21 protein-coding genes and 1 pseudogene are annotated in these 26,082 nt (G+C 42.5%); 18 read left to right on the top strand and 4 right to left on the bottom strand.

Annotation, left to right across the window (positions count from 1 at the left end; all coding sequences use genetic code 11):
* Positions 1-156: 156 nt before the first annotated feature.
* Positions 157-1,065, top strand: coding sequence for a sugar phosphate isomerase/epimerase family protein (locus DVG78_RS26290; RefSeq protein WP_114463980.1), 909 nt, complete (start codon positions 157-159; stop codon positions 1,063-1,065).
* Between the two features lie 222 nt (positions 1,066-1,287).
* On the opposite strand, the gene DVG78_RS26285 is transcribed toward DVG78_RS26290, so the two are convergent.
* Positions 1,288-2,463 carry an ATP-binding protein gene (locus tag DVG78_RS26285; RefSeq protein WP_229598327.1) on the bottom strand — a complete coding sequence of 392 codons (1,176 nt, stop codon included), beginning with the start codon at positions 2,461-2,463 and terminating at the stop codon, positions 1,288-1,290.
* Between the two features lie 99 nt (positions 2,464-2,562).
* Between DVG78_RS26285 and DVG78_RS26280 the strand changes: the two genes are divergently transcribed.
* The 5 genes from DVG78_RS26280 to DVG78_RS26255 all read left to right on the top strand — a co-directional run bounded on the left by DVG78_RS26280 (position 2,563) and on the right by DVG78_RS26255 (position 9,132).
* On the top strand, positions 2,563-5,865 hold the full coding sequence (locus DVG78_RS26280) for a glycosyl hydrolase (RefSeq protein ID WP_114463974.1): 3,303 nt from the start codon (positions 2,563-2,565) through the stop codon (positions 5,863-5,865).
* A 375-nt stretch (positions 5,866-6,240) separates the two neighbouring features.
* On the top strand, positions 6,241-7,473 hold the full coding sequence (locus DVG78_RS26270) for a multidrug effflux MFS transporter (RefSeq protein WP_114463972.1): 1,233 nt from the start codon (positions 6,241-6,243) through the stop codon (positions 7,471-7,473).
* Positions 7,474-7,640: 167 nt separating this feature from the next.
* Positions 7,641-7,928, top strand: coding sequence for a hypothetical protein (locus DVG78_RS26265; RefSeq protein ID WP_158550104.1), 288 nt, complete (start codon positions 7,641-7,643; stop codon positions 7,926-7,928).
* Positions 7,903-8,238: a hypothetical protein gene (locus DVG78_RS26260; RefSeq protein WP_147277178.1), complete on the top strand. Its 336-nt coding sequence runs from the start codon at positions 7,903-7,905 to the stop codon at positions 8,236-8,238. The genes DVG78_RS26265 and DVG78_RS26260 overlap by 26 nt, the downstream gene beginning before the upstream one ends.
* A 3-nt stretch (positions 8,239-8,241) precedes the next feature.
* On the top strand, positions 8,242-9,132 hold the full coding sequence (locus DVG78_RS26255; RefSeq protein ID WP_114463978.1) for a helix-turn-helix domain-containing protein: 891 nt from the start codon (positions 8,242-8,244) through the stop codon (positions 9,130-9,132).
* Between the two features lie 374 nt (positions 9,133-9,506).
* Here DVG78_RS26255 and DVG78_RS26245 read toward each other — a convergent pair whose 3' ends face one another.
* Entirely contained in the window at positions 9,507-10,232 is a 726-nt protein-coding gene (locus DVG78_RS26245) for an NUDIX hydrolase (protein ID WP_114463968.1), read from the bottom strand.
* A gap of 271 nt (positions 10,233-10,503) precedes the next feature.
* On the opposite strand from DVG78_RS26245, the gene DVG78_RS26240 reads away from it, so the two are divergent.
* The 5 genes from DVG78_RS26240 to DVG78_RS26220 all read left to right on the top strand — a co-directional run bounded on the left by DVG78_RS26240 (position 10,504) and on the right by DVG78_RS26220 (position 17,132).
* On the top strand, positions 10,504-12,021 hold the full coding sequence (locus tag DVG78_RS26240) for a glycosyl hydrolase family 79 N-terminal domain-containing protein (RefSeq protein ID WP_158550102.1): 1,518 nt from the start codon (positions 10,504-10,506) through the stop codon (positions 12,019-12,021).
* A gap of 72 nt (positions 12,022-12,093) precedes the next feature.
* Positions 12,094-12,474: a hypothetical protein gene (locus DVG78_RS26235; RefSeq protein ID WP_114463966.1), complete on the top strand. Its 381-nt coding sequence runs from the start codon at positions 12,094-12,096 to the stop codon at positions 12,472-12,474.
* A 4-nt stretch (positions 12,475-12,478) separates the two neighbouring features.
* Positions 12,479-13,297 (top strand): SDR family NAD(P)-dependent oxidoreductase, encoded by an 819-nt coding sequence (locus DVG78_RS26230; RefSeq protein ID WP_114463965.1) that lies wholly within the window; start codon positions 12,479-12,481, stop codon positions 13,295-13,297.
* Positions 13,298-13,322: 25 nt separating this feature from the next.
* Positions 13,323-15,413, top strand: coding sequence for a PKD domain-containing protein (locus DVG78_RS26225; RefSeq protein ID WP_199563300.1), 2,091 nt, complete (start codon positions 13,323-13,325; stop codon positions 15,411-15,413).
* A 42-nt stretch (positions 15,414-15,455) separates the two neighbouring features.
* Complete coding sequence (locus tag DVG78_RS26220; protein ID WP_114463964.1) at positions 15,456-17,132, top strand: TolB family protein; 1,677 nt, start codon at positions 15,456-15,458, stop codon at positions 17,130-17,132.
* Between the two features lie 125 nt (positions 17,133-17,257).
* On the opposite strand, the gene DVG78_RS26215 is transcribed toward DVG78_RS26220, so the two are convergent.
* Positions 17,258-17,644, bottom strand: coding sequence for a nuclear transport factor 2 family protein (locus DVG78_RS26215; RefSeq protein ID WP_114463963.1), 387 nt, complete (start codon positions 17,642-17,644; stop codon positions 17,258-17,260).
* Between the two features lie 119 nt (positions 17,645-17,763).
* Between DVG78_RS26215 and DVG78_RS26210 the strand changes: the two genes are divergently transcribed.
* Both DVG78_RS26210 and DVG78_RS26205 read left to right on the top strand, forming a co-directional pair.
* Positions 17,764-18,096 carry a winged helix-turn-helix transcriptional regulator gene (locus DVG78_RS26210; RefSeq protein WP_114463962.1) on the top strand — a complete coding sequence of 111 codons (333 nt, stop codon included), beginning with the start codon at positions 17,764-17,766 and terminating at the stop codon, positions 18,094-18,096.
* Between the two features lie 156 nt (positions 18,097-18,252).
* Positions 18,253-18,387: pseudogene (locus DVG78_RS26205) on the top strand (SDR family oxidoreductase); the annotation flags it as partial.
* 136 nt (positions 18,388-18,523) lie between these two features.
* On the opposite strand, the gene DVG78_RS26200 reads toward DVG78_RS26205, so the two are convergent.
* Positions 18,524-19,261: an NUDIX hydrolase gene (locus DVG78_RS26200; protein WP_114463961.1), complete on the bottom strand. Its 738-nt coding sequence runs from the start codon at positions 19,259-19,261 to the stop codon at positions 18,524-18,526.
* Between the two features lie 191 nt (positions 19,262-19,452).
* On the opposite strand from DVG78_RS26200, the gene DVG78_RS26195 reads away from it, so the two are divergent.
* From DVG78_RS26195 to DVG78_RS26175, 5 genes are all read left to right on the top strand, one after another.
* The gene (locus tag DVG78_RS26195) at positions 19,453-19,842 is read left to right on the top strand and encodes a hypothetical protein (protein ID WP_114463976.1); all 390 of its coding nucleotides are present in this window, start codon (positions 19,453-19,455) and stop codon (positions 19,840-19,842) included.
* Positions 19,843-19,895: 53 nt separating this feature from the next.
* A complete protein-coding gene (locus DVG78_RS26190) occupies positions 19,896-22,349 on the top strand; it encodes a glycoside hydrolase family 2 TIM barrel-domain containing protein (protein ID WP_114463960.1) in 2,454 nt (817 codons plus the stop codon).
* Positions 22,350-22,430: 81 nt separating this feature from the next.
* Positions 22,431-22,892, top strand: a complete 462-nt coding sequence (locus tag DVG78_RS26185) for a (2Fe-2S)-binding protein (RefSeq protein ID WP_114463959.1) — start codon at positions 22,431-22,433, stop codon at positions 22,890-22,892.
* A 9-nt stretch (positions 22,893-22,901) separates the two neighbouring features.
* Positions 22,902-25,031, top strand: coding sequence for a xanthine dehydrogenase family protein molybdopterin-binding subunit (locus DVG78_RS26180; protein ID WP_199563299.1), 2,130 nt, complete (start codon positions 22,902-22,904; stop codon positions 25,029-25,031).
* 136 nt (positions 25,032-25,167) lie between these two features.
* Entirely contained in the window at positions 25,168-26,037 is an 870-nt protein-coding gene (locus tag DVG78_RS26175) for a metallophosphoesterase family protein (RefSeq protein ID WP_114463957.1), read from the top strand.
* Positions 26,038-26,082 lie beyond the last annotated feature (45 nt).

The raw sequence follows: 26,082 nt of genomic DNA, 5'->3' as shown, positions 1-26,082 counted from the left end.
GGATAGCTAATTTGTTTGAATCTCTCTTTCGTACAGCGAAAAAAGAAAAGAGAAGGCTGGACAAAAACACGATTAGACCATCGCCCAAAGATATTTTAATGGCTTAGCCTGACGGCTATGGTGAAAAACACCAGTAAAGGCAAAAAAAACCAAAAAATGAAAAGAAAATATCAAATCCACTTATTAAGTGCGGCGGTGTTGATTATTGTGTTAAACGGCTGTTTTTCATTAACTTTAAGTGCGCAGTCTGGTACTAATAAGGCGGGAGATAAACCTGCTTCTAAGGCCGTTGATTGGAAGCTGGGCGTGGCTTTATATACTTTTAGTTCGATGTCGTTTCCAGAGCAGTTGGCCTACGCCGACAGTGCTTCGCTAAAATACGTAGAAGGGTTTGTGTTTGCCAAATCAGGTAAAGAGTTAAAAGACACCGTGTTATTTAAACTGTCACTGGCAGGTATTCAAAATCTAAAGAAAAAAGTGGCGGACCAAGGGCTCAAAATGGAGTCTATCTACGTCATTGGAGGCAAAAATGTGGCTGATTGGAAACGAGATTTTGAGGTTGCAAAAGCCTTTGGGGTAAAATACGTGACGGGAGAACCACCCCGTAACTTATGGGATAGCGTAGATAGTTTAGCAGGAATTTATGGTATTAAAGTAGCCCTTCATAATCATTGGAAAGAAAATAGCATTTACTGGCACCCCGATTCGGTGTTGGCAGCCCTCAAAGGCCACCCAAATTTTGGCGCTTGTCCTGATTTGGGGCATTATCCAAAATCAGGAATAAACCCCGTAGATGCGTTAAAAAAATTGGAGGGTAAAATCATTGGAATACACCTCAAAGACATTGCGGAATACAATAACAACAAAATTCAAGATGTGCCTGTGGGTACGGGAGTTGTGGATTTTCCTGCGGTTTTTGCGGAATTAAAACACCAAAGGTTTAATGGGTATGTCATGTTTGAACGAGACACAAAAGAGCAACCAAACAATCTAACATCTTTAAAACAAATGGTCAATTACTACTATAAAACGTTGGATTTACCTCGACCATTTTTTCCTAAATAAATGCTATTTGTGCCTTGTTGGTGTTCTCTCCGCCAGCAAACATCCTTATCGATAACCATTTTTTTTTAGGGGAAACACGCCCGCAAAGGCAAAAATTTGACACGCGGGAACACTATGATTTTTATTTCAATCATCCCGATCATGTCTATTTTGTGCAGCATTTTTGACTAAACAATGTGGAAGATTTTTTGGAATTACAAAACATGTATTGAAGGCTTAAAACTAAGTAATTTTTGGAAGTTCAATTTTTAAAAATTGCAATAAACTGCAAATAATGACTCCTTCGGCGGTTATGAGGAGTTCACTTGATGGAGTAATAACGTATTGAAAATGAGGTTGTAAATCGTTAATACATTGATGAAAACCCTTTGATAGTTTAGGCGTATTGGTGTTCTTGATTTCGATGCAGGTCATCTTTCCCGAAGGGCTGATCAGCACCAAATCCACCTCAGCTCCCACTTGGGTACGGTAGTAGTAAAGATTCCAAGAACGGGGCTCAACACAACGGTAGATTTGTTCGATCACGTAGCCCTCCCATGATGCACCGATGAGCGGATTCGCATACAGGGCTTCGTAGGAAGGAATAGAGGCTAAACTGTGTAAAATGCCCGTATCACGGATATACATTTTTGGGGTTTTGACAAGGCGTTTACCCAAATTGACAAAATAAGGCTGTAAACGTCGTATCAAAAAGCCCCCTTCCAGCAAATCAAGGTATTTGTTGACGGTAGGGATAGAAACACCCAGCGAACGGGAAATATCGCTTACATTCAAAATAGCACTGTGCAAATGAGCCAACATTTTGAGTAACCTATCCATTGTCGGAATTGAAATATCGTAGCCCAGCAGACGAATGTCTTTTTCGATGAATGTATAAATAAAGTTTTGAAGCCATATTCTGGAAAAATCAGGACTCGGGGCTAATAATGCACTTGGGAAACCACCTAAAAACCAATGTGTTGACTGTTGAATAGTGGTGCTTTGCAGTTCGAGCAGCGAAAATGGTGTCAGTTCGGAATAAGCAATACGTCCTGCCAACGATTCTGAACTGTGGCGGATCATTTCTGGAGAAGCAGAACCCAAAATGATAAACCTCGCTGGGCGACGGTCTTGATCAATCAACGCACGAAGTAGTGGAAAAAGGCTGGGTAAGCGCTGGATTTCGTCAATAATAATACACTTTTCGGCGTGCATTTGTAGGTATGTTTGAGGATTTTGTAGTTTGTAGAGATCATCGTCTAATTCCAAATCCAAATGAAGGCTGGGTATATTCAGGTTTTTTTGGATGATTTTGGACAAAGTTGTTTTTCCAACTTGCCTTGGTCCAACAATGCCCACCACTGGAAAATAGGTGAGATTCTTTACTACTTGCTCTTTAATTTGTCTTTCTATCAGCATTTTACCTTGAAAATTATAAAATTGACTTTGAAATTTTCAAGGTAAAAATAAGGAAATAATTTATTTTGAATGGTAACTATCACTTTATTCTGTCAAAAAATGAAAATACAAAGTCATTATTTCGTCTCGCTTTTCATCTTGCTTGCGTTAAGCAGTCAAGCCCAAACTGCACTTCAGCGGGACTTTCAAACGCCCCCAAGCTCGGCTAAACCACGGGTTTGGTGGCATTGGATGAATGGTAACATCACCAAAGAAGGCATCCAAAAAGACTTAGAATGGATGAGTCGCGTGGGGATTGGTGGTTTTCAGAATTTTGATGCTAACCTTTTTACGCCTGTAGTTGTGCCCAAAAAATTGGTTTTTATGACCCACGACTGGAAAGACGCCTTCAAGTTTATGACCCAAGCGGCCGATCAAAAAGGGCTTGAAATGGCCATTGCGGGTTCGCCGGGCTGGAGCGTGACGGGTGGCCCTTGGGTTGAACCCAAAGATGCCATGAAGAAATACGTTTGGACAGAGACACGCGTTGAAGGTGGAAAGGCTTTTTCTGAAAAATTGCCCCGGCCTTCGGATGTCACTGGTAAATTTCAGAATGTCGAAATCAGTGCAGGAGGCTTGACAGGCGGTTTTGTGGGAAATAAACCTAATTTTTACCAAGATGCGTTTGTAATTGCTTACCGTCTTTCTAATGCTGAAAAATCATTGGCAGCACTCAACCCCAAGGTAAGTTCAAGTGGAGGCAACTTTACCTTGGCAGATTTGACCGATAATGATTTGTTGAAAAAATCGGAACTGCCTGCTATGGAAATTGGGAAAGATATGTGGATTCAATACGAGTTTGACTCTCCCCAAACGTTTAAAGCTTTTTCGGTGGCGGGTGCAAGCGAAACACCGCTGGCAGAATTTAACGGTAACCCCAAAAACAGAACGCTTAAAGTCAGTGATGATGGCGTCAATTTCAGAACTATTGCTGCCGTAGAAGGAGGCACCAATCCTTTTAATACTGTTTCTATTGCACCAACTACCGCTAAATACTGGCGTATGTGTTGGGAAACGTTGAAACCAGAAGTAAATGGTTTTATGGCAATGATGGGTGCACCGGCTGATAGAAAGCCCGAAGGCGTAAAAGTGGCCGAATTTGTACTGTATAGTACCGACCGCATAGATCAATTTGAAGATAAAGCGGGCTTTACACCCTGGAAAGAAAGTGGCTCCATTGCGGCGGGCAGCTCCAATAGGGGAACAGCTGCTGACGCTATAAGTCCTGAGGATATTATAGATTTGACGGGCAAAATGCAACCTGATGGTACACTCAATTGGACTCCACCCTCTGGGGCTTGGGCTATTATCCGTTTGGGGTATTCACTGACGGGCCGCCAAAACCACCCCGCCTCGCCTGAAGCAACGGGCTTGGAAGTGGATAAATTGGATAAAGAAGCCGTCAGAAAATACATCAATACCTATCTGGATATGTACAAAGATGCCACGGGCGGTATGATGGGGGCTAAAGGTTTACAATACATGGTGTTGGATAGCTACGAAGCGGGACACATGAACTGGACGAAAGCGTTTCCTGAAGAATTTCAGAAAAGACGCGGTTACAACATCGTGCCTTGGCTGCCCGTACTTACGGGGCGAATCGTCAAAAGTGAAGAAGCCAGTGAAAAGTTTTTGTGGGATTTTAGAAAAACCATTGGTGAACTCATTGCCGAAAATCACTATGATGTCATTGGTGAAGAGTTGAACAAAAGAGGCATGAAACGCTACACGGAGTCGCACGAAGGTGGACGTATTTACTTGGCCGATGGGATGGATGTCAAACGCAACTCCGAGATTCCGATGTCGGCCATGTGGACACCGGGCAGTTTGGTAGGAGGGGCCGACGAAGAGGTTCGCAGCGAAGCTGATATCAGAGAATCAGCATCGGTTGCTAATATTTACGGAAAGCCGTTTGTGGCCGCCGAATCTATGACTTCAGTAGGCAAACCTTTTCAGGAATATCCCGAACGCCTCAAACGTACAGCCGATTTGGAGATGGCTTCGGGCCTGAACCGTTTTGTGATTCATACGTCTGTTCATCAGCCACTTGATGATAAAAAACCAGGGTTTTCGCTGGGGCCATTTGGCCAGTATTTCACACGCCAAGAAACCTGGGCAGAGGTAGGAGGCAAGGCGTGGATGTCGTATTTGGGACGTAGTTGTTATTTGTTACAACAAGGCCGAAACATCGCCGACGTGTTGTACTACTACGGTGAAAACAACAACATCACGTGGATTAGTCGCGAAAAACTCCCCGCCGTACCGTCGGGCTATGAGTATGATTTTGCCAATTCATCGGCCATCATCAACGCCATTCAGGTAAAAAATGGGAAACTGGTCGCCCAAAGTGGCAATACGTACAGTTTGTTGGTGCTCGACGAAACCGCCGAATATATGACCTTGCCCGTGTTGAAAAAACTGCGTGATTTGGTAAAAGCGGGTGCGAAGGTTACGGGAACAAAACCCGAACAGTCGCCAAGTTTGGCCGATAATCAGGGCGAGTTTCAAGCCATCGTCAACGAGGTTTGGGGTAGCCCCAACGTCTTGAAAGGCTCCGTGGCCGAGGCATTGAAGGCCCAGAACGTAAGCGAAGATGTGATTGTGAGTAAAGCGCAAAATAAGATTCTGTATCGTCACCGTCAGGCAGCCGACCAAGATATTTATTGGCTCAACAACCGCAGTGCAAACGCAACTTCGGCTGAAGTGAGTTTCCGGGTAACGGGCAAAGTGCCCGAACTCTGGAATGCCCAAACTGGCAAAACCGAAAAAGTAAGTTATCAAATCAAAGAAGGCCGCACCATTGTTCCGCTAAACTTTGAATCTTGGGATGCTTTCTTTGTCATTTTTAAAGACAAGACAACGGCCAATAGTTATACTAAACCTGCCACCAAAGAAACGACATTGACCCCGATTTCAAGCCCTTGGAAAGTAAGTTTTAATGATAAGAATGTGGCTTTTGACAAGCTTACTTCTTGGACAGAGCACACCGATGTCGACGTTAAATATTTCTCTGGAACAGCGAGTTATGAAAATACTTTCAAAGTAACATCTCTTGACAAAGCCGCCAAATATGTCATTGACTTAGGTGACGTCAAAAACATCGCCGAAGTGGTTATAAATGGCAAAAATGTGGGTGCTGCGTGGAAAACGCCGTTTAAGTTAGACATTACGGAGGCAATAAAAGCAGGTGACAATGCCATCCGGGTCAACGTCACAAACACCTGGGTAAACCGACTCGTTGGAGATGCCCAGCCTGACGTCAAACAAAAAACAACTTTTACGACCATGCCTTTTTATCGCAAAGACTCACCGTTGGTACCTTCGGGACTGGTGGGAGAGGTGAAGGTGAATGTGGTGAAATAGTATTTTATTGAACGTTTCAGGCCGTTGAAAACCATTTGCCAAAGAAATGAGTGACAAGGAAACTTGTTCCTTTTTTCTTTGGCATTTGATTTTTGTCGCTGGTGTTTTCCACCCCCAGCAAACTAATTGTTTGATTTTCGTAATTATTGCTTTGAAATGTGTTCACAAGAATGCCTACCAAGCTCCTAATTTTGCGGTGTAAAAGCTGCGTTTTTGGGCGTGCTTTGGTTTTGCAATTGAAAATACCTGCAAAGGCAAAGGGCACCATTTTAAGATGGGCTTGGTTATCCTATACGGTGGCAGATTAGGAACTTGTCAAGGACGTCAAGCTCCGTCACTTTCTTTTTTTGAAAAATTCACCTAACACAAGCTTGAATGAACTTAGAGGTAACGGCATTAAATCAAAATAAACGTTCATTGTTAATTTTGATTTTGGGTTTACTTTCAGCCATTGGCCCATTTTCGATTGATACCTATTTGTCGGGTTTTCCGAGTATAGCGGCCGATTTGAAGGTGACAGTGGAAGATGTTTCTTACTCATTATCCAGTTTTTTTATCGGTATTTCGGTAGGCCAATTAATCTATGGCCCCTTGCTAGACCGTTTTGGTCGCAAAACGCCTTTGACCATCGGACTGGTCATTTATTTTTTTGCATCGATAGGTTGTGCCGTGGCTACTTCAATCGAGATGCTGATTGCGTTACGCTTTTTACAAGCCTTGGGCGGTTGTGTGGGCATGGTTGCGCCGAGAGCCATCGTGAGAGATAGTTTTCCCATTCAGGAAAGTGTCAAAATATTTTCTACGTTAATCCTCATCCTTGGGGTGTCGCCCATCATTGCACCCACCGTTGGGAGTTATATGATTAGCGCGTGGGGTTGGCATTCAGTGTTTTGGTTGCAAGGTGTTATGGGCTTATTGTTATTGTTGGCCGTAGTGTTTGTCTTGGCCGAAAGTAAAAAACCTGACGCTTCTATTTCGCTCCTGCCAAAGCACATTATTCCAAGTTTTGTAAATATTTTCACCAATCCCCAGTTCTTTACGTATGCGGTTGCGGGTTCAATGGTAGCGGGTGGGGTGTACGCCTATTTGTCGGGTTCGCCTTTTGTTTTTATGAAGATTTTTAAAGTAACCGAACAGCAATACGGCTGGATATTTGGGTTGCTGGCAGGGGGGCTTATTCTTAGTAGCCAACTCAATAATTTATTGCTTCGCATATACCACTCTGAGCAGATTATTAAGGCCGCTTTGTTGATTCAAACCACACTGGGCATCATTTTGTGTACGTTGAGTTTTTTCAATTGGCTCAATTTGTACAACTCCATCTCGCTCATCTTTTTATTCCTGTGTTGTCAAGGCTTTAGTTTTCCCAACTCCTCGGCCCTCTCTTTGGCCCCTTTTTCAAAAGAAGCCGGCAGAGCATCGGCGCTGTTAGGAGCTTTACAGATGGGCCTTGCGTCGCTGGCAGCGGCGCTGGTGAGTGTATTGAGCAACGGAACCAGCCTGCCCATGACCGGCGTGATGGCGGGCTGTGCCCTGACTGGTTTGACGATTTTCGGGGTTGGCCGTTGGATTATCAGAAGCAGAAACAAACAAGCGTTGAGTAGTTGATAAAATACGTTCAAAATCATTTTGTCGAAATGCTGAGTTGCTGAAAATCAGCGCTTTTTGCGGGTGTTTTATTGTTTGATTTTTGTAAGTTTTGATTTGAAAAGTGTTAAAATATGGCACAGAGTGCTGCTACTTTTGCAGCAACAAAAATTTTCAAAATAGGACCAATGATTTATTCTTTTCCAAAAAACATCCTCCAAAAGATAATTCTGACACTTTTCCTTACAATTACCCTTCAAATTTCCTTTGCACAAGATACCGATAGTACCTCAAAAATTATCAATTTCAGAGGAGCTGCCAGCCTAACCAATAATGGATTTTCGTTTATTCCTGCTTTTTCGCTAGGAAAACCCGCCGCTATTTTTAATTTTAACATCAACGGTGGTAAACGGTTTAGTTTCGAACCAGTGTTTCGCTTTGCCCTAAAAGATGGGCGTTCGTGGTCTTTTATTTAGTTTGTACGCCAAGGGCGTTAGCGATGATGCCACCAATCATACCGCTTTGGTTTCGTTGAGGGCTATTTCCACTATTTCAATTAATAAAAACCTCTCATTTCGAATCAATCCGCAATTGTTTTATCTAAAATTAGATGCGAAAGATGGTTATTATTTTGCCTCAAATTTTACCCTTTCATCCAAAAAATCGCCGTTTTATCTTGGTTCAACCATCAATAAACCAATTAAAACTAACATTGCAGGGAAATTATTCGATTGGAATATAAGTTTGGGTTATTCGTTGGATAGAAAACTGATTTTAAAAAAATAAATGATGGAAAAGTCAGAAACCTTGCAAGATTTTTATAGTCGAAAATTTGAGTGGATACCCGAAAATCTGAGTAAAGATATTGGCCATGTAAATATGTTTCGGTTGCCGCATCCTGCCAATAAACCAGTGCCCTATCGCCGACGTGATTTCTTTAAAGTTACGCTCTGTCGAGGGGGTAGTCGTATCCATTATGCCGACAAGGTTTTTTCATTCGAGAAGCAGGCACTTGTTTTTTCAAACCCATTTATTCCCTACAAATGGGAGCATATAAATGAGGAAGTATCTGGGTTTTATGTGATATTCAATACTGTTTTTTTTAATCAATTTGGCAATCTGATTCAGTATGAGGTGTTTCAGCCAACGGGTACCCACGTTTTTGAATTAGACGATGCTCAATTTGAGCATCTATGCGGGATTTATGAAAAAATGGAAGCTGAACTCAGTTCTGAATACATTCATAAGTACGATGTCATCAGAAACTTGATATACGAGTTGATTCATTATGCCATGAAAACGCGACCATCGACGCGCATTGAGCAGCTTCCTATCAATGCCTCGCAGCGAATCTATTGGTTGTTTTTGGAACTACTCGAAAGACAGTTTCCGATTGACGAAAACCATACCGAAATTAAGCTAAGAACCGCCTCCGATTTTGCTGACCAGTTGAATGTTCATGTCAATCACCTCAACCGAGCGGTCAGAGAGACCAGTGGTAAAACGACCTCAAATCTAATTGCCGAACGGCTTTTGCGAGAAGCTAAAATCATGCTCAAACAAAGTAAATGGAATGTGTCAGAAATTGCATTTTCTTTGGGTTTTACGGAGGTGACGTATTTTAATAATTTCTTTAAAAAGCACACGGAAATGAGTCCTGTAAAGTTTAGAAAAAGCTGAAATTTGCCACGGATACACGCTACTGTTTTGTGAAAATAAGTCTATTCTTATCATTGCGGCCCCGCCTTATTCACAAACAATCTCTGAAATAAAAGAGGTGATGGAAATAGAGACTGACAAATCGAAAGTTCTTGATGTAACTCACCAACTAACCCCGTTGATGATTGATAGGGATTTGGTTGGACTGAACAAGATTTTAGATACAAATTTTACGATCACGCACATCACAGGATATGTAATTTGGGTTTACGAGTTTTGTATGATTTGGACTTATTGCCTAAAGGTGAATTTAAGGGAGCTGTTGAATTTCCAATGACGCAGTAGAGATTTATAAGATACAAATTTAATGCTTTGATAATCAATATTTTAAGTGTTTATTTCTTAAACCGATACAAATAGGGTGCTTTGTTGGCGGCTCCCGTAAACTTCTTTTCGAGGCGTTCGAGCACGTTCATATCCAGAATCATTTTTTGAAAATTGGTACGGACAAAAGTCTTATCAAAAATCGTCTCGTACAGTTCTTGCACTTCCTTCATTGTAAATGTGTCAGGGAGGAGATTAAACGCATTAATCTTATCGTCGAGGTGGCTTTGTAGCGTTTTTAGGGCTTCATCGACGATGTCGCTATGGTCCATAATCATCCTTGGTAACTCATGAATGCTGTACCATTCGATTGATTCATCTAAATCTGTTTTTTGTGGTACAACCTTGTTGATGTCCACCAACGCATAGTACCCTATCGAAATAAACCGCTTCGTAAACCAATCGTATTCTTGTTGAGCCTCATTTTTTACACTTAATTTATCGAAGTTGAAGGCAATCAATTCATCAAGAAAGGGCTTATTGGTTCTACTTGCTTTGCCAAACACCCGAAATTGCTCCAAATAAATATCTTGGATGCTGGTGCGGTCGCGCAAAATGCGCTCGGCGGCCTGGTCTATGTCTTCGTCTTGATACACGAACCCACTCGGTAACGCCCAAAAGTCACCCTTGAAATTGATTTTGGGAATCAAGACTTTGAGTTGTCGGTCATGATAGCCAAAAATCACACAATCAATGGATACTTGGGAAATATAGTTTTGTTGACTTGGATTCTTCATAAATGGATATTATAACTACAATGGTCTGTTGTGATGTGCAAATTTGTGCATTTAGCCACGCTGAATCTAAGATTTGTGGTGTTTTATAAAAATGCCCAATGAATGAAGGAAAAACAGCCTCAATTATAATTGTACTGCAAAGGTATATAATTGAATAAAAATTATTGTATAAAAAATATACAATAACAAAACTTTATTTACCTTTGTCTTGTCAATCACTAATAATCAGCCTTTTCGGTGTTTGATTGTGTAAGCATTAATCTTTATGGCGATGAGAAAAATACAATTTTATCTTTTGGTAACTTTTCTTGCTTATTTCCCTTTGTCGGGCTTTGTACAAGAAACTTTTGCGCAAAACCAACTCAATCTGACGCAAATGGGCCTGATTGGAAAGGTTGACGAACGGTACCAATCATTTAACGTAGAGATGTGTGAGGTGATTGGCGGCGATTTTTGGATTCCTTACGAGTTAATAGACTCGGTAAGAAAACATTCTAATAAAAAAGGAATAGATGCCCTCAAATGGAAAATCGAGCCCATCAATTTGTATCAGCAAAAGCTTCGTAATCTGGCGGCTGCCTTAGGGCCAACGTATGTGAGGGTAAGCGGTACGTGGGCCAATGCCGTCTATTTTCAAGACAATGACGAGGCCAAGTTAGCCAGCCCACCTGCGGGTTTTAAGAATATTCTTACCCGTCAGCAGTGGAAAGGGGTGGTAGATTTTTGCAAGGCAGTGGATGGTAAATTGGTAAGTTCTTTTCCGATTAGTGATGGAATTAGAGATAAAGACGGAAACTGGACCCCAACGCAGATAAAATCTATTTTGGACTATACTCGCTCCATAGGAGGAGAAATAGCCGCCGCTGAACTGTTCAACGAACCTTCTCATGCCTCGCATGGCGATGCGCCCAAAGGCTACAACGGTGCACGATTTGCGAAAGACTTTGCGGCTTTTAGCGCTTTTGCCACCGATGCCGCCCCTAAAATGAAAATCATTGGCCCGGGCTCAACGGGCGAAGGCATACTCCCCTCGGGGTTGGACCTATCGGTGGATGAGCTATTGTCGGCCACCCCCAAACCCACTTTTGAAGTATTTACGTACCACTATTATGGCACGGTGTCAAGGCGTTGTATGGGTGGACAAAAGCCCGAAAATGCCCTCTCTGCCGAATGGCTGAGCAGAACCGAAAAAGGACTGGAATTTTACCAAAACGCCAGAGATAAATACGTGCCCAATGCGCCCATCTGGCTGACCGAGACCGCCGAAGCCGCTTGTGGGGGCAATCCTTGGGCCGCTACCTATCTTGATAGCTTTCGATACTTAGAACAGCTGGGTCGATTGGCCAAAAAAGGGGTTCAGGTGGTGATGCACAATACCCTCGCTCGCAGCGAATACGCTTTATTAGACCATGATACCCACAATCCCAGACCCAACTACTGGGCGGCATTGCTTTGGAACAAATTCATGGGAACTCAAGTATATGAAGCTGGAAGTATAGCCCCGGGCGTTGATATTTTTGCCCATAACTTAAAAAATAAATCAAACGGCAGAACAATCCTGATTTTAAATACCAACGAAACGGAGGCATCGCTCATTATTCCTGCAAATGCGCGTCAATATTTAATGACGGCAGATGAGCTGATGACAAAAAAAGTAAAACTGAATGGAAAAGAACTGATGCTTACCCCAAAAGATGAAGTACCCGTCTTAGTTGGCAAAAAGGTAAAAGCAGGCGTAGTAAAATTGCCCGCGCACAGCATACTGTTTCTTACGTTTGAGAAATTCTAAAAATAATTTGTTTTAAAAATATTCACTAAACAAACGTGGCGACGGCGTGTTGACGCACCAAACGCAATCTCAATGAAAAAAGCAAGTCTCTTTTTTATCGTACTTTTCTTAGGAGTTCTTACGGAAGTATTTTCTCAAACTACTCCGTCAACTGATTTCTTTGCTGGGAAATGGGAAATCGCACTGGCTGGAACACCCATGGGAGATGTAAAATTTACCACAAATCTTGTTCGTAAAGAGGGGAAACTGACAGGTGAGTTGGCGAGGGCTGATGATCCAACTGCGGGAAAACGTCCAATCACCAAAATAGAAGAAACCGACAAAGTACTGAAAATATACTTTGAGTCACAGCAGGGTGGAGAAATCTCTATAGACTTAGAGAAAGTGGATGATAACAATCTCAAAGGAAAATTGATGGATTTTGAAGCCACCGCCAAAAGGATAAAGGACTAAGATAATGCAAGTAGCCAACAAAACAATCGTAGTTACGGGTGCTGGAAGTGGCATTGGTAGAGAATTGACCCTGTTATTATTGCAAAAACAAGCCAATGTCGCAGGTGTAGACATTCACGCTGATGCCCTTGCTGAAACCCAAAAAATAGCGGATGTTGGCGACGACCGTTTTAAAGGTTTTGTGATGGATATTACCGATAAAGCGAAAGTAGATGCTTTGCCGGCAGAAGTCATCAGACACTTTGGCTCAGTAGATGGCATCATCAATAATGCAGGAATCATTCAGAAATTTATTGCCGTCAATGACCTGACCATCGAAGACATCAACCGGGTGATGAACGTGAATTTTTATGGAACGGTTTACCTGACGAAAGCCTTTTTGCCTTTGTTTTTAGAACGTCCCGAAGCCCACATTGTGAATATTTCGAGCATGGGAGGGTTTATACCCTTTCCGAAACAAACCATTTATGGGGCGGCAAAAGCGGCGGTAAAAATCTTTACGGAAGGGCTTTATGCCGAACTCAAAGATACAAATGTGCGCGTTACGGTAGTTCACCCGGGGGCAATTGCGACCAACATCACCGAAAACTCAGGTTTGGGCAAGCCAAAAATAGACCCAACCGACCCTAAAAATGCTGGTGCTGCCGCTAAAATGACACTTTCTCCCAGAAAAGCCGCCGAAATCATCATTCGGGCCATGGAGAAAAACAAGTTTAGAGTAACGGTAGGAAAAGATGCCACGATGCTCGACATTCTCTACCGATTCAACCCACGATTTGCCACCAATTTCATTGGCAAAATGATGAAAAAAGTGGGGATATAATTCCAAGGAAGAAACCATCAAACCCATGAAAAAAGCATTATTCTACCTGTTTTTCTGTACAATAGGTATCGGGAAAACCTTGGGTCAAACTCAAAGTGCCGTAGCAAAAGATACACTCTTCAATAAACCATATATTGATGCTGACGAATGGCGGGAAAAACCTGTCAGACACCGCTATGTACACGGCGGTTTTGAAGGTACTGAGGCTCGATTCTCTTTTTATTTCCCTTCAAAAGAGCAATATAAGGGTCACTTTTTTCAGTACATCACCCCATTTCCTGATAATGAAAATCTTTCGCAGGGGGCAGAAGGTGAGGAGGATAAAATCGGGTTTTCGGTGAGTCACGGTGCGTATTTTATTGAAACCAACGGCGGAGGAAGGTTTGATTTTACGGGTCAAAAAAAAGCAAGCGACCCATTAATTGGCGCTTATAAAGCCAATGCGGCGGCGTCGCAATTTTCTAAAACATTTGCCTCTAAAATCTTTGGCCCCCACCGTACCTATGGCTATGCATTTGGTGGTAGCGGTGGGGCATATCGTACCATTGGTGCTATCGAAAATACGGAAGGGGTATGGGATGGCGTGGTGCCTTATGTAGTGGGTTCGCCTATGGCTATTCCGAATGTGTTCTCGGTAAGAATGCACGCCATGCGTATTTTGAATGATAAATTTCCGCAAATAATTGATGCCTTAGAGCCTGGTGGAAGCGGCGATATGTATGCTGGTCTTAACGAAGAAGAAAAAGCGGCTTTGGTGGAAGTAACTAAAATGGGTTTCCCCCCTAAATCATGGTTTGGCTATAAAACGATGGGTGTGCATGGTTTCAGGGCGATTTATTCGGGGATGACCATGGCCGATAGAGCCTATTTTCAAAACTTTTGGACGAAGGAAGGCTATTACGGATCAAAGCCGCCAGCCTCATTTCTGAAAGCGCGTTTACAGAAAACGAGTAAAATCAAAAAAGGAATTCCGTATGTGGAAGCTGTTGATACTAAGTTGGTGGAGCCGATGTCTGACCAAGAAAAAGGAACAGCCGAAGCTGCTTGGAAAAGTCTGGGAAACACCGAAGGGACCTTGCCGGTGGCGTTCCAGTTAGAAGATATTCTGCCCAATGTAAATTTCCTTGGGGGAGACCTGCTCATAAAAACGGGAGAAGCTGCCGGGAAAACCATCCAATTGCTCGCTGTAGTAGGCGATAAAGTGGTTTTGGGTGCAACTGCCCCCCAAATTTTAGCCCAAATAAAAACGGGTGACGAAGTGGTGGTCGATAATTCCAATTTCTTAGCCGCTCAAACTTATCATAGGCATCAGGTGCCGGGCAAAGAATACAAAGTATGGAACCAATTCAGAAATGAAAAAGGCGAACCACTATATCCGCAGGGTTCTTTTTTGTTAGGGCCGATGTTTACCCGAGGTGCTTCGGGCGTCTTGCCAAACGGTAAATTCAAGGGGAAAATGATTATGCTCGAATCACTTTGGGATAGAGAAGCTTTCCCATGGCAGGCCGATTGGTATCGTTCAAAAGTCATTGAGAATTTAGGGGACAAAGCCAACGAAAACTTCCGATTGTGGTTTACCGACCGTGCCTTACACGGCGATTTAACCAAACAGGAAGATCCTACCAGAACCGTAAGTTATGTTGGGGTATTACAACAGGCATTGCTCGACCTGAGCGATTGGGTGGAAAAAGGCATTGTCCCCGCGCCTTCTACCAATTACGAAGTGGTGGACGGACAGGTAATCGTACCCGAAACTGCCAATAAAAGAGCTGGAATTCAGCCATTAGTGGCCCTGAAAGTAAATGGAGGGAAACGAGCAGATGTAAAATCAGGTCAAACCGTCACATTTGCCGCAGTGGTAGAAGTACCGCCGCATACTGGCAAAATCGTTTCGGCAGAATGGGATTTTGAAGGGGCAGGTACATTTCCAATAAGCCAAAAAGCCATTTCTTTTGACGAGAAAAAGGGTCATTTCTCCCTAAAAACGACCTATACGTTTTCTAAATCAGGGACTTATTTCCCGACGTTAAGAGTCGCTTCGCAAAGAGAGGGCGATGCTAAAACACCCTATACCCGTATTCAAAATTTGGATAGGGTGAGGGTTGTTGTAAAATAACTGTACAATCAAAGGTGAATGATTTTTTAAGAAAAAATAAAAATGAAGAAGCAATTTAATTCCCTGACTGTAATCCTGTTTGCGAGCTGCATAAACATATTTGCACAAAATGTAGATAAAAATCACTCTATTATTCCCAAACTTCCGGCTGCCCCAAAGGCGGAGCCATTTATTGTAAAAACAGTATCTATCCCCAATAATGTGTTTGAGACTGATTTGGTAAATTATCTGCCAGACGGAAAACACATCATTATGGAGGCTCATTTTGTTGGTAAAAAAAAGAGTGATCTTGCCGTAATGAAAGAGGATGGCACTGATTTTAAATGTCTTACCTGTGAGCTGGAAGAAGAAATCGGCGACGAAATGCCCGTTCCGCTGCCGGATGGAAAGAGGATTTACTCGCCTCGCGGTGTTTTGGAATGCAGTCCATCCATCGTAAACTGTAAAGAATCCCGAATTCTTCCCCTGATTTATCCGGAAATTCCTGAAGCTAAAATTATTAGAAGAATAGCCACTAATATGTCGCCCAACGGCAAACAAGTTGCCTCAGGATTGGTAACTACCAGAGGGTATCTTGTATTAATAAGTGAATTGACAAGAGTGTCTGACGAAAAAGGCGATCGTTATGAATTGCAAAATGGAAAAGTTGTGGCAAGTAGCCCAAATGAGGCTGATTTTGCAGCATTCAGACCAAAAATTGATGGAGCAGGTGAAGTGAAAAGCTTTGCCGACGGGGGTAAATCGCTCATTAATCTCGCACTGTTTGAAGGTAATAATTATGACTTGGCAAAAATAGACCTTACAAATGGCAACATTAGCCGTCTGACCAAGCATTTCAGCTACGATGAAGGCACTTATCCTTCCCCTGACGGAAATTGGTTCATTTTTCAAACACACAGACATACCACACGGATGGATGCTTTCGGCCTGATTCCCCGACCGCTTATTGCAGGCCTGCCACAGGCAGCGGGGGTGTCGTACCAACGTAACGCCGAATTTGAAAAGGGTAATTATAAAGCGACACGTTTCTACGGACTCACAATGACTGATAAACATGGCGACAGAGCCAGATTACCCCAAGAGGGCTACACCGGTACAAGTATCATGACAGACAAAGAAGATGCTAAACTCTATAATCATTTGGGGAATTTTGCATGGCACCCTACAAGTACACGTGGATTTTTCTGGGAGCAAAAAGACCCCGCTACCGTAAAACCAGGGGAACTTACAGGAAGACTTCGGTTTATTACGTTCACTTCCAGAAAACCGACCAAACCTCTGCCTGTCGTTTTTCCTGATCTGAAATGGGCAACTGACCTTAAAGATTTTAAATGGACAACTGCTAATTATCCGGAACAGGGCGTATTGAAAGGAAAAGTTTCGGGCTATGCTGAAATTAGTACGCTGAAACCAGCACAGGGTTCCGCTGATGAGCCTCGCAGAGTGATAAAATATGTAGATTTTACGGATGACGGTGAGTACATTTTGAATGGAACCGAGTCATCTACCTTAAGACTCGGTGGCTATGACAAGCCGGTAATTTGGGAAGCAGATATAAAAGTAAGCGGTAAACATACCGGCTATTTGCTTGCTAAAGAGGTAAAGTTCAGAATTACAAGTATGTCATCAGGAATTATTAGGGCTCAACTCGACAAACACACAATTGAAGTGGATTTGGCCAAAGGACTACCTACGGGTGTTGCAGGTGTTTTAAGGTAAAGAATAAATGCGTTACATCAGTCATTTAAACAAAGTCTAATGTAACATTAGTGAGCAACCAAAACAAAAGAGAGACTATCCTACGCAGCATAGTCTCTCTTTACTTTAAAGGTTGCCCTAAAATTTTAATTCCAAAACACATCTTCGGCAGCTTGGTCTTCTGAAAATAACCAAACTTGTACAATTTTACCATCAACAACTTCAAACAAATCGTTGCCCTTCATATCCACTGTTTTATCGCCAATTTTACCACTAAAATGTACAGGAAATGAAACTAGATTTCCATTAACCATCATAGCACCAGCAGGTTTAATAACTAATGAGCCTTGTGTAGCACCCATCATATCGCCCAGCATTTTGCCAATGGCTTCAAGTCCTGTTTTAGTACCAGCATATTGGTGGTTGCCAGGTTGGTGCCATTTTGCATTTGGACTAAAATGCGAAAATGCTGTTGGGATATCTCCTTTTGAAAGGGCTATTGAATAAGCCTCTACTACTTCTTTTGCTGTCATTTTATTTTAATTATTTAATTATTGTACAAATCTAAACCGTTGCTTACCTTTGTACAAGTACTTACAAAATAGTAAGGTACTAACCTAAAAGTTAGAAATAAGAATAATCAGTATATAATATGGAAAAAAGTCAAAAGATTATTTTTGCTTCGGATGAAAATTGCCCTGTAAGGCGTTCATTAAATTTATTAGGTGGCAAATGGACACTTTTAATTTTATTTCAAATCAATGAAAGAATTATAAGATACGGTGAATTGAAAAGAGCGATACCTGGCATCAGTGAAAAAATGTTAATCCAAGAACTCAATTTTTTGGTAGAGCATAAATTCGTTTCTAAAAAAGCCTATCCAGAAATTCCCCCAAGGGTTGAATATTCTTTGACGAAACTAGGACTAAAGACTTTGCCAATAGCAGACACTCTTGCAACATTTGGTTTAGAAAGTCTTACTTAATTTGCCATTGGGCAATGAGAGATAATATAGCAAATACCATTGCACCGGGTTTTATAGCTACGCCCATGTCGGTAAAAGGCGATGGAAAAGATGAACTGGATTCGGTCGGAATGATTTTATGAAAATTACGTTAAAAATGACCATTTTCGGCTAAAAAGAGCAGGGAAGCCGGAGGAAGTTGCAGGAGTTGAGTGGTTTTTGGCGGGCCCAGATGCGGGTTATATGACAGGTTCTGTTTTGACGGTAGATGAGGGCTTAACGATTCCTTTTAATGCTGTTAGGTGTCCATAAAAATTATCGGAGTACCATAGTGATTTCAAATTGATTCTGGAAGGCAAATAGCCAACAAAGCCGATACAATGTACCAGTACGCACAATTTCAAACTCTTGTGGCAGCCCCGATTTGAAGTTATATTTTTTGAAGGTTTTATTCATTCTCTTTCCTAAACCGATACAAATACGGCGCTTTGTTTGAGGCTCCCGTGTATTTTTTTTCCAAACGTTCGAGTACATTCAAATCCAAAATTTTCTTCTGGAAATTATTACGGGCGTATTCTTTTTCAAAAATGGTTTCGTACAAATCTTGAACTTCTTTCATGGTAAAGGTTTCGGGAAGCAGATTCAGCACAATGATATTGTTGTCGAGATTAAGCCGTAAGGATTCCAGCGCCTTTTCCACCATTTCTTTATGGTCCATCATCATGTTGGGTAGTGCATGGATGTTGTACCACTCCATAGACTCGTCTAAGGCGGTTTTGATGGGCGTGACTTTGTTAATATCCACCAACGCGTAGTAGCCTAATGAAATAAATCGGCTGGTGAGCCATTCAAAATCTGCCTTTGATAAAGCAATATCGCCCATAAAATGCTCTTGGTTCAGTTCAATCATGTGCTCCAAGAATTTTTTGTTAGTTCTATCTGTCTGACCAAAGTTCTTGAAATGCGTTAGAAATATGTTTGAAATGCCCGTTCGCTCTTCCAAAATTCGATGCGCAGCCTCATCAATCCCTTCTTTTTGGAGAATAAAGCCGCTTGGTAGCGAATAAAAGTCGCCTTTAAAATTCAACTTCGTAATTAATACTTTAAGCTCTCTTTCTTGGTAGCCAAATATCACACAGTCAATCGCAAGCTGGGATATATAGTCTTGGTTAGCGAATAAATTCATCTGAAAATCTAAGTAATGGTTTTAGCAAAGGTACTTCTCATCCTTAAAAAACACCATTCGTCAGCTATAATTATTCAAAGATATAATAGTTAAATCTTTTATTGTCTATTTATTTAGACAATAAAAAAATTTGCCTACATTTGTAGAGAAATTTTAAAACAACCGTGGCGACGCACCAAACGCAAAAACAAATGAAAAAAGCAAGTCTCTTACTTATCCTAGCATTCTTCGGAATCGCACTCCAAGGTTTTTCACAAGCCGCTACCCCCGCTGCCCCAACCAGTGACGTTTATACTGGCAAATGGGAAATGTTAATCATTGGCACACCCAATGGTGATGCTGCGCTTACTACAGTTTTGGTTCGTAAAGAGGGAAAGTTGACGGGTACAATTATCCCCAAAACGAGCGATCAAAAAGAAGAAATTAAGATTTCAAACATTGAAGAAGCCGAAGGGAAAATTACCCTTTACTTTACTATTCAAGATTATGATGTCAATGTTTTGTTAGAAAAAGTAGATGATGAAAATCTGAAAGGCTCAATGATGAATATGTTTGATGTCAAGGCAAAAAGAATGAAATAATTGAAATTTTGCCACGAATCATTCGTGCGTTCGTGGCAAAAAAATAAAACAAAATGAGAAATTGTATTTTGTTCATAATCAGCTATTTGTTCTTTTTTCAGACTTCTTTTTCCCAAATAAAAGTAAGTCGAAATCAATCTTTTGATGCCAATTGGAAATTTAAAAAAGGCAAAGAAATTGACGCAAAAGCCGCTAATTTCAATGATGCCGATTGGCGTAAATTAGACATTCCGCACGATTGGAGTATCGAAGATTTAGCCGAAAATCCATCTGATAGCATCATCGGACCGTCTAGTTTGGGCCCCTTCTACAAAAAAGCCGTTGGTAAAAATGCCACTGCCTTTACGGTGGGCGGAACGGCTTGGTATCGTAAGACTTTTGTGATGGACAAAACTACCGCAGGCAAAAAGGTTTTTATCCAATTTGATGGCGTGTACATGAATGCTGATTTTTGGCTCAACGGTCATCATTTAGGCAATCACCCTAATGGTTATACGTCATTCATTTATGATTTGACCACTCATTTGAATCCTATTGGTAAAGAAAATGTAATAGCTGTTCAAGTAAAAAACGAAGGTGACAATTCACGTTGGTACGCAGGCTCGGGCATTTATCGCCATGTATGGTTGAGTGTGGTTAATGCGGTGCATATCGAAAATTGGGGCGTACAGATAGTTTCAAGCAAGGTTTCGGAGCAATCGGCTGACGTTCATATAACGACAAAAATCGAAAATTCTGCTCAAAATATTTTGCTCACAACGAATTTGTATTCGTTTGATAATAAATTGGTTATCTCAAAAACAACGGATGTTTCTGGCAAAAATAAGGCCGAGCAAATGATTGTTTTGAAGAATCCGAAACTATGGGATATTGAAAGCCCTCATTTGTATAAAGCCAAAATCGTTCTCAAACAAAATGGGAAAGTAATTGATGAATACACCCAAAATTTTGGGGTAAGAAGTATCCATTTCGATGCAAAAACGGGTTTTACTTTAAACGGCAAAAACGTGAAACTCAAAGGTGGCTGTATCCACCACGACAATGGCCCTTTGGGAGCCGCCGCTATTGATAGAGCCGAAGAAAGAAAAATAGAATTGCTCAAAAAGAATGGTTACAATGCCGTTCGATTTGCGCATAATCCTTTTTCTGCGGAGCTTTTAGATGCCTGCGACCGCCTCGGTATGCTGGTGATGAATGAGGCTTTTGATATGTGGGAGCGCAACAAAACCCCCGATGATTACGCCGATTATTTCAAAGATTGGTGGCAAAAAGATTTAACTTCTATCATTCAAAAAGACTTTAATCATCCATCTGTAATACTATGGAGTATTGGTAACGAAATCCCCGAAATCATTGATAGCACAGGTCATGAAACTTCGGCAAAATTGGCTGATTTTGTACGTAGTTTAGATACTACCCGTCCTGTTTCCAATGCCATTCCGTTTCACCTTCCCTTAATTGCCAGAAAAAAATGGGACGTTACCGACCCCGCATTTGCCAGTTTAGATGTGGGAGGGTATAATTACGCTAGTCAATATTACGAAAGCGACCACAAAAAATATCCCGATAGACTCATGGTGGCCACGGAGTATTTTCCACCCAAAGCCCTCGAAAATTGGAATGCTGTAGAGAAAAATTCGTATGTGATAGGGATGTTTAGCTGGTCGGCGATTGACTATTTGGGCGAAGCAGGACTTGGTTTGTCAAGGTTGAAGAACAAAAGTGATAAAGTTGGCGGATTTCAAGAAACTTTCATGGCTCCCGAATGGCCGATTTTTAATGCTTACACGGGCGAGTTAGATTTAATTGGGAATAAAAAATCGGCCTCTTATTATTTAGATGTGGTGTGGCGTAGAAGCCCGATGGAGGTTCTTGTTCATCGTCCAATTCCAGCAGGAAAAAGGGAAATTACTGGTTTTTATGATTTTCCTGATGAACTAAAAAGCTGGACTTGGCCGGGGCACGAAAAAGACTCTTTACAAGTGAGGGTTTTTACGAGAAGTGCCCAAGTGAAATTGGAATTGAACGGTAAAATTATTGCCGAACAAAATCTGGAAAAAGGCTCGATAACTGCCGTCTTTAAAGTACCATATACCGCTGGAAAATTAGTGGCGCGTTGTTATGACGGCGATAAAGAAGTCGCTTCACAAACCCTGACAACTGCTGGAAAATCAGTTGCAATTCGCTTAAAAGCAGATAGAAAGACCATCAAAGCTAATAGAAATGACTTGGCTTATATCAGTGTAGAAATCGTGGATGAAGTAGGAAATGTTGTGCCAAACATGGATGATGTTTTGGTCAAATACCAAATATCTGGTAATGGTAGCATTGTAGGTGTAGGCAATGGCAATCCAAGAGATATGAGCAGTTTTCAAAAGCCCGAAAAAACAGTATTCCAAGGCAGAGGCTTGGTTATTGTTCGCCCGACTGAAAAAGCGGGAAAAATTACGCTAAAAGCCAAAGCAGATGGCGTAAAAGATGGGTTTTTAACGATTGAAACCCGTTAAGAATAGGTAGCCTTTACGGTATATATCTCGGTTTACTGGCTTTTTTATAAATTAAAGTCAAACCGAGAACGTGACCGTAAAATGGCTAACTACACCTTACAAATCAATAACAAAAACTACCGAGTGGATGTCGAAGAAGACACTCCGTTGTTGTGGGTACTCCGCGATAATCTTGGTTTGGTAGGCACCAAGTATGGTTGCGGCATAGCGCAGTGCGGAGCCTGTACCGTGCATTTGAATGGCACAGCCGTGCGTTCCTGCGTGTTGCCGGTTTCGGCGATTGGAACCAAAAAAATTACTACTATCGAAGGGCTGTCGGCCCACGGCGAGCACCCCGTCCAAAAAGCTTGGTCTGAGCTGGACGTTCCTCAGTGCGGGTATTGCCAAGCGGGTCAGATGATGACTGCGGCGGCATTTCTCAGCAAAAATTCCAAACCATCTTCCGAACAAATTGAAGAAGCCATGAACGGCAACATCTGCCGTTGTGGAACCTATCACCGTATCCGTGAAGCCGTTGCCCTTGCCGCCACCAAACGCAAATAACCACACATCATGTCAATGAAATCAACCAGAAGAGATTTTATAAAAGCCTCCGTCATGGCGGGAGGCGGGTTTTTGCTGAGTTTTCGCTGGACCGACGCGCTGACGGCTCCACTCACAGAAAGTGCCGCAGGGGAGGTGTCGTTTAACAGTTACCTTTCCATTTCTCCCGATAATGTAATTACCATTTTGTCACCCAATCCCGAGGTGGGACAAAACATCAAAACGTCTTTTCCGATGATTGTGGCCGAAGAACTGGATGCCGATTGGAAAAATGTGAAAGTGGTACAGGCCAATTTGGATACGCAAAAATTCAACCGTCAGGCCACCGCAGGAAGCGGTGCCATGCAGCATTCATGGGACCGACTGCGCAAAGCTGGAGCTACCGCCCGACTGATGTTGATGGAAGCGGCCGCCAAACGCTGGAATGTTTCTTCGGCAACGTTGACCACCGAAAACGGGTTTGTGTTGCATAAAGAAACTGGTCGTAAGCTCAACTACGGGGCATTGGCCACGGAAGCGGCTACGATGGCGGTTCCGACAGAAGTGAAATTCAAAGCGAAAAAAGACTATAAATTGATTGGTAAGCCCATTCACAACGTCGACAATGCGGAGATGATTACGGGCAAGCCGTTGTATGGTTTGGACGTCTACCGTGAAGGAATGTTGCTGGCCATGATTGAACGTCCTCCGTTTGGGACAAAAATAAAATCAGCAGATGTGACTGCGGCCAAGGCCATGCCAGGCATTGTCGATGTGGTTATTTTTAAAGACAAAGTGGCGGTTTTGGGCAAATCTACGTGGCAGGTAACCAAAGCCCGGAAATTACTGAAAGTTGAATACGAGCCAGACGGTGCGGTCGAAAGTACGGCCGACCATGACCGTTTGATGAAACAACTGTTGGATAAAGCAGAAGTAAAACCCTCGCGTAAAGACGGCGATGTGGAGGCCGTCTTTAAAACCGCCGCCAAGGTAATTACGCGGGAGTACCAAGCGCCTTTTTTATCCCATGCCTGCATGGAGCCGATGAATTTCTTTGCCCATGTGCGTTCGGATGGCGTGGAATTGATTGGCCCTGCCCAATTGCCCGAAGACACCCGAAAGAATGTTGCTAAATTGTTAGGCGTTGAACTTGAGAAGATTACGCTGGAAATGACGCGCATGGGAGGCGGCTTCGGACGTAGGCAGCGCTCCGACTATTCGATGGAAGCGGCCGAGTTGTCAAGCCTCTTGAAAGCGCCCGTCAAAGTAATGTGGACGCGGGAAGACGACATGCGAGGCGGCCAATACCGACCCGCGATGCGCTATCGTTTTCAGGCGGCACTGGATGCTGAGGGCAATTGGATTGGGTATAGAATGCGCGGGGTGGGCGTCAACTCTGGCAATAGCACCCGTCCTGATCATTTTCCCGCTGGAGCCGTGCCTAATTTTTTGGTGGATTCCATCGACCATAAATCCCCCGTAACGACGAGTCCGTGGCGGGCACCTTCTGAGAATTTTCTGGGATTTGCTGAGCAATCTTTTTTTGATGAAATCGCCACGGCCGCCAACCGCGACCCTATCGAATACCGACTGGCGTACCTTGATAAAGCCAAAAAATCGCCCACTGGAGCGGTAAAATATGATATTGACCGCATGAAAGGCGTAATCGAATTGGTAGAGGAAAAATCAGGTTGGGGCAAAAACAAAAAGGTATTCCAAGGGTTCAGTGCTTATTTTTCGCACGGCTCGTACATCGCGCAGGTGGCTGAGATTGAAATGCAGAATGGGAATCCCGTATTGCTTAAAATGTACGCAGCGGTAGATTGTGGGGTAGTTGTGAACCTAAGCGGTGCGTACCAACAGGTAAAAGGAGGTATCATTGACGGTTTGGGACACGCCTTGTACGGTGAAGTAACCCTCAAAGACGGCGTACCCGACCAAAAAAACTTCGACACCTACCGCCTGATACGCATGAAAGAAATCCCCGACATAGAGGTATATTTTGTAGACAGCGCCATCAATCCGACGGGACTCGGAGAGCCCGCCCTGCCGCCAGCAGCGGCGGCTTTGGCCAATGCCTTCTTTAAAGCCACGGGAAAACGGCTTTACAATCAGCCCTTTATGAAGGAAGAGGTGATGAAAGGAGTGAAGCTTGGGTAAAGCAGTTAGAGTCTCTGCCGAAGTTGGTGTTTTTCACCAACTTCAGAGGGGTTTGATTGTATCTCTTTTATTTATCTAACGCCATAGCCTGAACAGTGCTTTTTTAAGTTATACCTTTAAAAATCGTATTTTCATAATGAAGCACCTTCTACTTGTTTTGTTTTACTGTCTCAGTGTAGAAACAGTTTTGGCTCAAAACGGAAACTTTTCCTTCGTTTTTATGACTGATATGCATTTGCGCCCCGACCCCGTTGTAGAAAAAGCATTCAATAAAGTAGTACAACGAATAGAGCAAATAAAACCTGACTTTGTACTTTCAGGAGGAGACCAGATTTTTGATATTATGCGGGGGAATCGAGCAAAAGGAGATTCTCTTTTTACCTATTACCTCAGTCAGACCCGTAGATTTAAAGTTCCGGTTTACAATTGCGTAGGAAACCACGACCTCTTTGGCATATATGAGGAAAGCCCAGAGGATTCCTCACATCCCGACTATAAACTGGGCATGTTCAAGCGATATTTTGGTGACCCCTACTATTCATTTGACCACAAAGGATGGCATTTCATTGTCTTAAACGTTCTGGATGTAGATAACTATAAGTATATTGGGAGAGTGGATGAAGGTCAGTTAAAGTGGATAAAAAACGATCTCAGTTCCGTAAAACCCGAAACACCCGTGGTGGTGGTGGCCCATATTCCTTTGGTTACAACTTATCATGACCTGCATCCTCCTCAAAACGGCTATCTCTCTCAGCCCCCAGTTTCTAACCGTAACGAAGTCTTAACCCTTTTTAAAGACCATAACCTCAAGTTTGTTCTTCAAGGACACATTCACTGGTTTGAGGACTTAAATATAGCGGGAAAAACCCACTACATAACTGGTGGATCCATCGCTGGACGACCATCTTGGCGCGGTAATACACATGGTTCAAGGGGTTTTTTGAAATTTAATGTATCCGGTGGCGACGCTACCTATGAGTTTGTGTCATATGAGGATAAAGACTAACCTATGTGAAATAGAAGGAGGATAAACATAAGTCGCAGCGCGGCG

The sequence above is a fragment of the Runella aurantiaca genome, assembly GCF_003339505.1.
Lineage (GTDB): Bacteria > Bacteroidota > Bacteroidia > Cytophagales > Spirosomataceae > Runella > Runella aurantiaca.
Note: the sequence above shows the minus strand (reverse complement) of the source record. Positions and strands in the feature narration are given on the sequence as shown.